Below are 12,712 nucleotides of genomic sequence, written 5' to 3'. Positions count from 1 at the left end.
TTCAAAATTCAGCAGATCCAGGAGTTCTTGGAAACGGAATAACATCTCTAATATTATCCATTCCTGTAATAAATTGAACTAAACGGTCGAATCCTAATCCAAATCCACTATGAGGAACAGATCCGAAACATCTAGTATCTAAATACCACCAAAGTATATTTTTATTTATATTGAATTTTTTAATTCTATTTAATAAAATTTTATAACGTTCTTCTCTTTGAGACCCTCCAATTATTTCGCCTATTTCTGGAAATAATATATCCATAGCACTAACTGTTTTATTATCGTCATTTACACGCATGTAAAATGCTTTAATAGAAGAAGGATAATCAAATACCACTACTGGGGATCCTTTGAAATAATAATTTGTTAAAAATTTTTCATGTTCCGATTGTAAATCCATTCCCCAAGTAACTGGATGTATAAATCTTATAGTTTTATTTTTTTTCAAAATTTCTATCGCATTTGTATAAGTGATACGATAGAATGAAATATTTAATAAAGATTCTAATCTTTTAATAAGAAAATTATTTTTTATTTTATCCCATTTTTTTAAATTTTTATTTAAAAATGATAAATCTTCAATGCATTTATCTAAAATAAATTGAATAATAAATTTTAAAAATTCTTCCGCCAAATCAATACATTCTTTTAAAGAAAAAAATGCCATTTCTGGTTCAACCATCCAAAATTCTGATAAATGTCTAGTAGTATTTGAATTTTCCGCTCGAAATACAGGACCAAAAGTATATACTTTTCCTAATCCAATAATAGCTGCTTCTGCTTCTAACTGACCAGATACACTTAAATAAGTTTTACGTTTAAAAAAATCATTTGAATAATCTAATAGATTATTTTTTAATGTAGTTACTCGGAACATTTTTCCAACTCCTTCACAATCATAAGCTGTAATAATTGGAGTGTGTAAACAAAAAAAATTTTTTATATGAAAAAAATTATGAATAGAAAAAGATATAAAATGTCTAATTCGCATTAAACAACTAAAAATATTCGTTTGAAAACGTAAATGAGATTGATTTCTAATCTTTTCTAGACTATGTTGTTTTGGTTGTAATATAGATTTTTGTAATTTTTTTGAATCTACTGATTTATATATAATAAGATCAGAACATTTTAATTCAATATTTTGTTTTTCCCCTATACTTTTTTGAATTATACCGATAACTTTAACAGAAGTTCCTATTGTTATTTCTTTAGTGATTCTTTTATCCATTCTTTTGGATAAAATAATTTGTAAATTTTTAACGGTTGATCCATCATTTAAAATAACGAAAATCGAATTTCGATAAGAACGTACCCATCCCTCTACTATAACTTTATAATCTAAAATGGAAAATTCTTTATCTAAAATTTCTTTAACCGAATATTTTTTTACCATTATTCATTTATATGGTTAATATTTCTTTTTTTTTAGAAATAAAAATATCTTCTATTTTATTTATATATAGAGTAGTAATTTTTTGAATTTCATTTTCTCCAATTTTGGATAAATCTTCAGATATTTTTATGTTTTTAATACGTTGATTATTGATTTTTCTAATTTTTCTTATTAGAATTTTAGATTTTTCAGTATAATTTTTTATTTTTTTTAATAAATTCTTTCTACTTTCTTCTGTAATAATTGGTAAATTAATATGAATTAATTTACCTTTATTAACTGGAGTAAATCCTAAATTAGCATCAATAATAGTCTTATCAATATTTCCAATAATCGAAAGATCCCAGGGTTGAATAGTAATATTCATATTATCTATAATTGTAATATTTGCAATTTCTGATAATGAAAGTAAAGTATTGTAACACTTTACTTTCATTTTTTCTAAAAGAACAATAATTGATCTGCTTCCCAATCGTATATGAAAAATATCTTGTTTAAGATTATTAAGTATCTTATCCATTTCTTTATTGCAAGAATCAACAATAACTTTTAGTTCTTCCATAATTTTTTATTTTTATAAACTAAAGTCCCTATCTTTTCTCCTGAAATTACCTTTTTAAAATTTTCTTCTTTATTAATATCGAAAATAATAATAGGTAAGTTATTTTCATTTGCTAAAATAAATGCTGTTTGATCCATTACTTTAATTTTCATTTGATAAGCCATATCGAAAGATATATTTTCTAATTTTTTAGCATATTGATCTTTTTCTGGATCTTTTGTGTAAACTCCATCTACTCTAGTTCCTTTGAGTAAAACATCCGCTTTTATTTCTTTTGCACGTAAAACAGCGGCTGTATCGGTAGTAAAATAAGGATTTCCTGTTCCAGCTACAAATATAACTACTCTTCCTTTTTCAAGATAACGAATAGCTATATCTTTTTCAAAAGGTTCTACTATTGGATCCATTTTAATAGCTGTTTGTATGTTGGTGCATATTCCTATATTTTCTAAATAAGATTGAAAAGCAATTCCATTTATTACAGTTGCTAACATCCCCATATAGTCCCCGTTTATTCGACTAATTATTTTTTCTCTGATTCTAGAAGAAGAAAATCCTCTAAATATATTTCCACCACCTATTACTATAGCAACTTGTCCCCCCATATCTACTACTTTTTTAACTTCTTCAGCATATTGTTTAAGACTAGTGGAATGAAGTCCAAATTCATTACCCCCCATAAGAGCTTCTCCACTTAGTTTTAATAATGATCTTTTATACTTCATGGTAGATTTTTAAACTTTTTTAAGGAAACATATCCGATTTTTCATAAGAATGAATAATTTTATTAATAGCTAATAAAAAAGCAGAAGTTCTTATATTATTTATTTTTAAGGATTTTTTTATCTCTAAAATTTCTTGAAATCCCTTATTCATAGATTCTTTTAAACCCAAACGAACTAAATCGATTTCTTTTGATTCTTTTAGAAAATTTGTTTGTTGTCCTTTTTCAATTCTATTTTTAGAACAAATTGCTTGAATTATTTTCAATAACCCAACATTCATATTTTTACTAATTTTTTTCTCCATTTTATTATAACTTATATGACTCAAATTTTTTAACCATTCAAAATAAGAAACTATTACACCTCCAGAATTTAGATAAATATCTGGAATAATTATAATTCCTTTTTTTTCAAGTATTTCATCCGCTTCATATGTAATTGGTCCATTAGCTGCTTCACCTATAATTTTAGCTTTTATACGATTAGCATTGTTTTTATGTATAACATTTTCTAATGCAGCTGGTATTAAAATATCACATTCTAATTCTAGTGCTTTTTCTGAATTTTTTATATTTTTTGCATTTGGAAAATTTAATAAAGAACCTGTTGCCTGTAAATGAGAAACTACTTTAGAAACGTTTAATCCTTTTTCATTATATATTGCCCCTTCTCTTTCTGCTAAAGCAATAATAATAGCGCCTGATTTGTGTAAAAAGTTAGCAGCATAATATCCAACATTTCCTAATCCTTGAATAATTACTTTTTTTCCTTCTATTCCAACATCTAATCCAACAGAACGCATCTCATCCTTTATTTCACATAGCCCTTTAATTCCGTGAAAAATTCCTAATCCAGTAGATTCTTTTCTTCCTTCGATCCCACCTTGAGAGACCGATTTCCCTGTTACACAAGCTAGAGCATCAATATTATTAGGATATAAAGAGACAAAAGTATCTAGAATCCAATTCATTTCTCTTTCTCCACTTCCATAATCAGGAGCGGGAACATCAATTTTTGGTCCAATAAAATTTCTTTTAATTAATTCATCAACATAACGTCTAGTTACCTTTTCGATATCTTCTTTTGAAATAATTTGGGTATCAACTTTTATACCCCCCTTGGCACCTCCAAAAGGAACATCCATTATGGCACATTTATAAGTCATTAAACCAGCTAAATTCATAATTTCATTATGACTAACTGTATTGCTATATCTAATTCCTCCTTTACAAGGTAGTTTATGATGAGAATGTTGCACCCTATACGCTTCTATGACTTTTATTTTGTTATCTATTTTTATAGGAAAATTAATTTTATATATTGAATTACAAGATTTAATATGATCTAATAAACCTTTATCAACAGATAAATATTGTGCAGCTTTGTTAAAATTTTTTTCTATACAATTAAAAAAATTATTATGAGAACCAGTTATATGGTTTTTTTTTGACATAAAAGAAAGTTTTTTTACATAATTTAATATTTCGAAAAATATAAATAACGTAAATAAATATTTAATATAAAATATTTATTATTTTTTTTGGTATTATAATTAATTTTTTTATACTTTTTTCTTTTAAAATTTTTAATTTATGATGATTCAAAATTATTTTTTTAATTTCGTTTATAGAAATATCTTTATCAAAATTTTCTATAAATTTTAATTTTCCATTAAACATTACGGAATATTTTATTTTTTTTTCTAGTAAATTTTTTGAATTAAAAGAAGGAAGATAATAATCCATAATAGATTTTTTTTCTCCAATTTTATTCCATAATTCTTCAGATAAACAAGGAGCAAACGGTGAAATTAATTGAATTAGTGGTTGAAGAATTTTTCTTTTATTGCATTTCAGTTGGATTAGTTTATTAGTGATTATCATAAAAGAACTAATACAGGTATTGAATGAATATGATTCTATTTTTTTATCTATTTCTTGAATAAAATTATGTAATATTTTATATTCTAAAATATTTGGTTTTTTTTCAGTTATTTTAAATTTATTTTTTTGGTGAAATAAATTCCAAAATTTATTAATAAATTTTTTAATTCCTATTATTTTTTTTTCTTCCCAAAATTTTGATTGACTAATTGGTCCTAAAAACATTTCATACATACGAAAAATATCTGATCCATATTTATGGATAATAGAATCTGGATTAATTATATTATATTTAGATTTAGACATTTTTTCTAATTTTCTTTTACATAAAAGTTTTCCATTTTCTAAAAAAAAATTAAAATTTTTGAATTTTGGATAAAATTTTATGAATTTATTCAAGTCTATTTGATTATAATTTTTTACTAAAGAAATATCTATATATATTTCTTGAAAGGAAAAATCTTTTTCTTTTTTTAAATTAAAAGATACTATAATATTTTTTCCAATGACTTTTAAAATAATAGCTGAATGATTTAGCATCATTCCCTGATTTAATATTTTTTTAAAAGGTTCATCAGTTGTAATCCAATTTCTATCTTTTAAAAATTTATTCCAAAATCTTGCATAAATTAAATGGCCAGTGCTATGTTCAGCCCCTCCAATGTATAAATCAACATTTTTCCAATAATTTTCTTTTTCTTTAGATATAAAAAATTTATTGTTATTAACATCCATATAACGTAAAAAATACCAACTTGATCCGGCCCAACTTGGCATTGTGCTAGTTTCTAATGGAAAAATATTTTTATTATCTATTAATTTATTGGATACTATTTTCATAGTTTTTTCATTCCAAGACCATTTATCAATATTAGATAATGGTGATTTTCCATTTTTAGGATGAAAATCATTAATTTTAGGCAATAATAATGGTAAACTTTTTAATGGAATTGGATTAGGTATTCCATTCTTAAAAAAGATTGGGATAGGTTCTCCCCAATATCTTTGTCTAGAAAATGTTGCATCATGCATTTTATAATTTTTTCTATATTTTCCAACATTTTTTTTTAATGCATAATTTATAATTTTTTTTCTTGCATCTTTTAAATTTAATCCATTCAAAAAAAAAGAATTAATACATATTTTATTTTTTTCTTTTTTTTGATATATAGGAATTATTTCTAATTTAAATTTAGAAGCAAATTCTTTACTAGATTTTTCATATCCAGGAATTCCAACAGTAATTTTTTTCTTTTCTTTGAGATAAAAAAAATCGCTAATAAAAATTGGAATTTTTTTTTCGATAAAAGGATGTATAACGTAATTTTGAGTAAAAATTACTGAATTTAATTCATACTTTTTATTGTGAATATTATTTTTAATATGATTTAAACTATTTTTTTTATAGAATAATTCTTTTGAAAGAAAATGATCTTTTGATAAAACAATAAAAGTAATTCCAAATATAAATTCTGGATAAATAATAGGTAATTCTATTCTTTTACTAAAAGATGAATTTTCTATTTTAAAATAGATATTAAATATTTTTTTTTCTCCAATCCAATTAATTTGTGATCTTTTTAAAGATTTTGAACATTCTATTGAATTTAATCCTTTAATAAGTCTTTTTGAATAAGCAGTTATTCTTATATTCCATTGTAGCATTTTTTTTTTATATACTAAATATCCTCCTCTTATGCTTTTTCCATTATTTATTTCATCATTCGCTAATACTGTTCCCAATTTTGGACACCAATTAACAATATTATTCGATAAAAATGCTAAACGATAATTTTGAAGAATTGTTTCTTTATCATTTAAAGAAGATTTATTCCAGTATTTATCATTAAATTTTTTTTCATAAGTAGTATAAGCATTTATTGAATAATTTCCATTTTTTTTAAATTCATTAATTAAAATATTGATTGACTTTGCTTTATTATCATTTTTATCATACCAGGAATTAAAAATTTGTATAAACATCCATTGAGTCCAACAATAATAAGACGGATTCCTAGTACTTAATATTCTACTCCAATCAAAAGAAATTCCTATATTTTCCATTTGATTTTTATAATTTTTTTCATTTTTATGAGTAGTTTCATCTGGATTTTTTCCAGTTAGTATAGCATATTGTTCTGCTGGTAAACCAAATGAATCAAACCCCATAGGATTTAAAACATTAAAACCTTTTAATCTTTTATATCTTGCATAAATATCTGATGCTATATAACCTAAGCAATGTCCAATATGTAATCCCGATCCAGATGGATAAGGAAACATATTTAATATATAATATTTTTTTTTATTTTTATTTTCTATTATTCGAAAAATATTATATTTTTTCCAAAATATTTTCCATTTTTTTTCTATTTCTTTAAAATTATATTCCATAATTTTTTAATAAGTAATTAATTTTATTGTTGTATGTCATTCATTTAATTAAAATAATAAAAAAAATATAAAAATGTTTAATGAAAATAATTTCTTAAATAAGAAAAGTATTAACGAATTAATGCAATTAATCAAAGATTTTCCAAATGAAAAAACTAAAATATTTAGTTTATTGGATTTTAATAAAGCTAATTCACTTTTTAAAGTCTTAGATTTTTCTATGAAACAAGAAATAATTAAAGAATTAACTACAAATAAAAAAAGAAAATTCTTAAATAATTTATCAATAGATGATAGAATTGATTTTTTAGAAAATATTTCTAAAGATTTTTTAAAATCTTTGATAAAATATTTGAATTATGAAGAAAAAAAAAGAACATTAATATCATTGGGATATCCAGAAAATAGTATAGGTAATTTTATGATTCCTTATGATTTAGGAATTAAAATGACTTGGAAAGTTAAAGAATCATTAGATTATATAAGAAAAGAAATAAAAAACAGCGATATAATAGAAATTATTTATATAATAGATAATAAAGGAAAATTATTATATGATATAAAAATAGAAGAATTTTTATTAGTTGATCCTGATACAATTGTTTATGACTTAATGAATAAAAAACATAATGAATCCTTAAAACTAACTGATACAAAAAAAGAAGCAACAAAAATATTTTCTTTAAATAATAGAATATCATTACCGATAATAGATGATCAAAATTATTTATTAGGAATTGTTATTGTTGACGATATATTACGTGGTTTAAGTAACGAAAATTATAAAAAATATTTTCAAAAAATAGGAGAAAAAAAAATATTTAATCAATCATATATTCAGATCCCTTTGTATAAATTAATAAAAAAGAGAGCTGGATGGTTAATATTACTTTTTATAGGAGAAATGTTTACTACTACTGTAATACAAAATTTTTCTAATATTATAAAAAAAGCAGTAGTACTCGCAATATTTATTCCACTAGTTGTATCAAGTGGTGGAAATAGTGGTGCTCAAGCTTCTAGCTTAATTATTCAAGCAATGGCTTTAGGAGAAATAAAAACTAAAGATTGGTGGATAGTAATACGAAGAGAAATTATTTGCGGTTTTTTTTTGGGGACAATTTTAGGATTAACAGGTTTTTTTCGAATCATTGTATGGCATAATATTAATTTGTTTAATTATGGAGAAAATTGGTTATTGATAGGATTTTCTATATTATTATCACTAATTGGTATAGTTACATGGGGAACATTTAGCGGATCTATGTTACCATTTATTATTAAAAAATTTGGAGGGAATCCTGCAACTTCTTCAGCACCTTTTGTAGCAACTTTAGTTGATGTAGTTGGATTAATAATATATTTTTCTATATCTTATTTTTTTTTACAAGGAGTTTTATTATAAAAAGTTTTTTTTACATATTTGAATTACCTTATTAAAATCTTTTGGAATAGGACATAAGAATGAATATTTTTCGTGATTTCTTGGATGAATAAAAGATATATATCTTGCGTGTAATGCTTGTCTTTGTAAGATTTGCATGCAATATTTTAATAATAGTTTATCCTTATTAGATATTTTTTTAATAAAAAAAATTTTTTTTCCATTATATAATGGATCAGAAAATAATGGATGACCTAAATATTTAAAATGAACTCGAATTTGATGAGTTCTTCCAGTATGGGGTTTACATGATATATAAGTCAAATATTTAAATCTTTTTAAAACTTTATAAGTTGTTATTGAATATTTTCCAAAATTTTTATCATGATTGATCATTCTTATTCTATTGTTAGGATCTCTTTTAATAAAACCCGAAATTGTTCCTCTATCATTCAATAGATTTCCCCATACTAAGGCAAGATATTCTTTGTTAATATTTCTAGATGAAAATTGTTCAATTAGAAAATTTTGAGAAAAATTATTTTTTGCGATAATTATTAATCCAGATGTATTTTTATCTAATCTATGTATTAATCCCCCTCTATATAGATTATGAAAATTGGAAATTAAATAATATTTAATTCCATGAATTAATGTTCCATTTTTATTTCCATATCCAGGATGGACTACCATTCCAGATGGTTTATTTATAATTAAAATATCATTATCTTCATATATAATATTAAAATTGATTTTTTCCGCAGTAATTTTTTTTAAATCTTCTTCTTTTTTTATATTTTGAATATCTTTTATAATTATAGAATCAAATTTTTTTAATTTATAATTATTTTTTTTAACAGAATTATTAACTGTAATTTTTCCTAATTTAATATATTTTTGTATTTGATTTCTACTAAACTTAGTAAGTTTTTTTTGAATGAACTTATCTATTCTTATTATTTTTTTATCTTTTTTCTTTAAAAAAATATCATTCATCGTTTTATTCAATGATTTTTTTATAATTTATTAAGATTTTATTTTTAATTTGATTTGAAAATTAATATTGAATAATTAAATTAAAATACTAATTATCGTTATGCATATAAATTAATTAATGTAATCATAAATAATTTTTTAAAAAAAATTTAATCATGAAAAAAATTGCAGTTGTTATGGGAGGATTTTCAAAAGAATCTTTTCTTTCACTAGAAAGTGGACAAATAGTTTTTGATAATTTATGCAGAAAGAAATATGAACCATATAAAGCATATATATTAGATAATAAATGGGTTATTAATATTGATAATAATATAGAATATCCAATTAATAAAGAAGATTTTTCTATTATTAGAAATCATAAACGATTGAACTTTGATTGTATATTTAATATTATTCATGGTACTCCTGGTGAGGATGGGATTTTATCTGCGTATTTTGAATTATTAAAAATTCCATATACTGGATGTAATTTTTATCAATCTAATATTACTTTTAATAAAAAATATTGTCTATCGTTTGTAAAAAATTTTGGAATTAAAATAGCTAATTCTATTTTTATAAATAAAAATCAAATATTTTCTAAAGAAAAGATTTTAAAAAAAATTGGAACTCCTTGTTTTGTAAAACCTACTAAATCTGGTTCTAGTTTAGGCATTAGTAAGGTCAATAATAAAAAAGAATTTGATTCAGCATTGAAAACAGCATTTAAAAAAGATGACGAAGTTATTATTGAAGAATTTTTAAATGGAATAGAAGTATCAGTTGGAGTATATTCATTTCATGATAAAATAACAATTTTACCAATAACAGAAATTATTAGTCAAAATGATTTTTTTGATTTTGAATCAAAATATTCTGGTAAATCAAAAGAAATAACTCCTGCAAGATTATCTAATAAAATTGAAAATAAATTATTAAATATAGCTGAAAAAATATTTAGAATATTGAATTTAACTGGAATGGCTAGATCAGAATTCATTATTGTAGATGAAGAACCTTTTTTTTTAGAAATTAATACAATTCCTGGATTTTCTAAAGAAAGTATTTTTCCTAAACAATTAAAGGTAGCTGGAATATCTTTATCAGATTTTTTCCATAAAATGATTAGTTCATCTTTTAATTAAATTAAAGCATATTAAATTAATAAATAATCTATTTTTTTCTAAAAAAACAATTTTTTTTACATAAATTATTTTTATTATTTTCATTAAAAAAATAAAATATGATTTTTTTTATAAAAAAAAGTAAAGAAGAAGTAAAAAATATGAATATTATGACATATTCCCAAATATTGTTAACATTTGATATGTTAGAAAAGAAAATAAATACGCTAGTAATGTCATAAAAATAAATTGAATAATTGGCCATTTCCATGATTTTGTTTCTCTTTTTACTATAGATAATGTACTAGTACATTGCATAGAAAATGAATAAAAAAATAATAAAGATATTCCTGTTGCTAAATTATAAATAGGTTTTTTATTATCTAAATATACTTCTTTTTTCATTTTTTCTATTAAATTACCATTTTCTTTCTTATCAATTTCATATATTGAATTCATAGTGCTAACAAAAGCTTCTCTAGCTACTATAGAGGATAATAATCCAACTCCTATTTTCCAATCATATCCTAATGGACGAATAATAGGCTCTATTTTTTTTCCTATCTTTCCAAGATAGGAATTGTCAATTTTTTTTTTTTGTATATGAAAAATATTATTTTTATGATTTTTTATTGTAATTGTAGAAGGTCCATAGGATCCAAGTCCCCATATTAATATGTTAATTAACAAAATTAATTTTCCAGTATTAATAATAAATGTTTTAATATGAATATAAAGATTTACAAAAATATTTTTTAATACAGGAATTTTATAAGTAGGGATTTCTATGATAAGATTACTATTATAATTATTTTTCATATTCTTATGAAGAACAAAAGCTACAAATAAAGCAAATATAATACCTATTAAATACATAATCATCAGCATGACTCCTCTTAATTGAATAAATAACCATTTTTTGTCGGGTATAATTAGAGAAATTATTAGTATATATACTGGAATTCTAGCTGAACAAGTAATAAAAGGAGTTACTAATATTGTTATTAAACGATCTCTGGTATTTTCTATATTTCTAGAAGAAATTATCGCTGGAATAGCACATGCCATACTAGAAATTAAAGGCACTATACTTTTTCCATTTAAACCAAAAGGGCGCATGATTCTATCCATTAAAAAAATAACTCTGCTAAGATAACCACTTTCTTCCATAAGATATAGAAAAAATAACAAAATCAATATTTGAGGAATAAATGTAATTACTGTAGTAATTCCTGGAATTATTCCATGTAGTATAAAATTATTTAATGGACCTGGATGAAAATATTCCAATTTTTCTTGAATAATAGAAAAAAAATATTCTATATAATTTTTAGGAAATTCCGCCCAAAAAAATACACATTGAAAAATAAAAAATAATATAAATAAAAAAAATATATATCCCCATACAGGATGTATGATTAAGCATTCATCTATTTTTTTAGAAAAATTTAAATATTTTTCTATTTTCTTAGAATAAATTTTTTGAATTATTTTAGAGCAAATATTTTCTATTTCTTTATATCTAGTTAAAGTTTCTTTTACTTGCAATCTTTTGGAAATAATTTTATATTTTTTTTTAATTTTATCTAACAAATAAAAATTATTTATTTTTTTCAATTGCTTATTACTAGATGCTAATAAATACCATGCTCGATATGAATCAACTTTATATAAATATTTAACTAAATTAATAGCTTTTTTATAATCTGAAATTGGATTAAAAAAATATTTTTTTCTTTTTTCTAAATAAAAATATTTGTTATCATTTAAATAATTTTTTAATTCATTTAATCCAGTTCCTATTCTAGCATTTATCAATACAATATCTGATAAAATAAATTTTTTTAATTTTTTTTTATTAATAAATATTCCTTTTTTTTTAGCTTCATCTAACATATTTAATGCTAATAAAACGGAAAATCCTAAATCTTGTATTTGTCCAAGTAAAAGAAGACTTTTTTTTATATTTGATGAATCTGCAACAACTATAATTTTATCTGGATAATCTACATTTTTTTCATCTAATAATAATGCATTAATAATTTCTTCATCTTCAGATGAAGGATAAATACTATAAGTGCCGGGTAAATCAATTATTTGATAATGATTATTTTTATATTGAAAAAATCCTATTTTTTTATCTACAGTTACCCCTGTATAATTTCCTATTCTTTGATTTAGTCCAGTTAAATTATTAAATAATGATGATTTTCCGACATTAGGATTTCCTATAATTGCTAGTTTAATGATTTTTTTATTCATT

9 protein-coding genes are annotated in these 12,712 nt (G+C 22.2%); 2 read left to right on the top strand and 7 right to left on the bottom strand.

Going from position 1 to position 12,712, the window contains the following annotated elements:
• Position 1: 1 nt before the first annotated feature.
• The 5 genes from asnS to H0H58_RS02315 form a co-directional block, all read right to left on the bottom strand.
• A complete protein-coding gene (asnS, locus tag H0H58_RS02335) occupies positions 2-1,399 on the bottom strand; it encodes an asparagine--tRNA ligase (RefSeq protein WP_185864948.1) in 1,398 nt (465 codons plus the stop codon).
• A gap of 7 nt (positions 1,400-1,406) precedes the next feature.
• Complete coding sequence (locus H0H58_RS02330) at positions 1,407-1,961, bottom strand: ribosome-recycling factor (RefSeq protein ID WP_185864947.1); 555 nt, start codon at positions 1,959-1,961, stop codon at positions 1,407-1,409.
• Entirely contained in the window at positions 1,949-2,686 is a 738-nt protein-coding gene (pyrH, locus tag H0H58_RS02325; RefSeq protein WP_185864946.1) for a UMP kinase, read from the bottom strand. The genes H0H58_RS02330 and pyrH overlap by 13 nt, the downstream gene beginning before the upstream one ends.
• Positions 2,687-2,705: 19 nt before the next feature.
• On the bottom strand, positions 2,706-4,139 hold the full coding sequence (locus H0H58_RS02320; RefSeq protein ID WP_185864945.1) for a Glu/Leu/Phe/Val family dehydrogenase: 1,434 nt from the start codon (positions 4,137-4,139) through the stop codon (positions 2,706-2,708).
• Between the two features lie 61 nt (positions 4,140-4,200).
• A complete protein-coding gene (locus H0H58_RS02315) occupies positions 4,201-6,963 on the bottom strand; it encodes a class I tRNA ligase family protein (RefSeq protein ID WP_185864944.1) in 2,763 nt (920 codons plus the stop codon).
• A 73-nt stretch (positions 6,964-7,036) separates the two neighbouring features.
• On the opposite strand from H0H58_RS02315, the gene mgtE reads away from it, so the two are divergent.
• Positions 7,037-8,368: a magnesium transporter gene (gene mgtE, locus H0H58_RS02310; protein ID WP_185864943.1), complete on the top strand. Its 1,332-nt coding sequence runs from the start codon at positions 7,037-7,039 to the stop codon at positions 8,366-8,368.
• Here mgtE and H0H58_RS02305 read toward each other — a convergent pair.
• Positions 8,363-9,343 carry an RluA family pseudouridine synthase gene (locus H0H58_RS02305; RefSeq protein ID WP_185864942.1) on the bottom strand — a complete coding sequence of 327 codons (981 nt, stop codon included), beginning with the start codon at positions 9,341-9,343 and terminating at the stop codon, positions 8,363-8,365. The two genes, mgtE and H0H58_RS02305, sit on opposite strands and share 6 nt — an antisense overlap.
• Before the next feature lie 155 nt (positions 9,344-9,498).
• Between H0H58_RS02305 and H0H58_RS02300 the strand changes: the two genes are divergently transcribed.
• The gene (locus H0H58_RS02300) at positions 9,499-10,470 is read left to right on the top strand and encodes a D-alanine--D-alanine ligase (RefSeq protein ID WP_185864941.1); all 972 of its coding nucleotides are present in this window, start codon (positions 9,499-9,501) and stop codon (positions 10,468-10,470) included.
• 147 nt (positions 10,471-10,617) lie between these two features.
• Here the strand turns inward: H0H58_RS02300 and feoB are convergent, their stop codons facing one another.
• The gene (feoB, locus tag H0H58_RS02295; protein WP_185864940.1) at positions 10,618-12,711 is read right to left on the bottom strand and encodes a ferrous iron transport protein B; all 2,094 of its coding nucleotides are present in this window, start codon (positions 12,709-12,711) and stop codon (positions 10,618-10,620) included.
• Position 12,712 lies beyond the last annotated feature (1 nt).

This window comes from Blattabacterium cuenoti, from assembly GCF_014251775.1.
GTDB lineage: Bacteria > Bacteroidota > Bacteroidia > Flavobacteriales > Blattabacteriaceae > Blattabacterium > Blattabacterium cuenoti_H.
The sequence above is the reverse complement of the archived record's forward strand: the minus strand, read 5'-3'. Positions and strand labels throughout refer to the sequence as shown.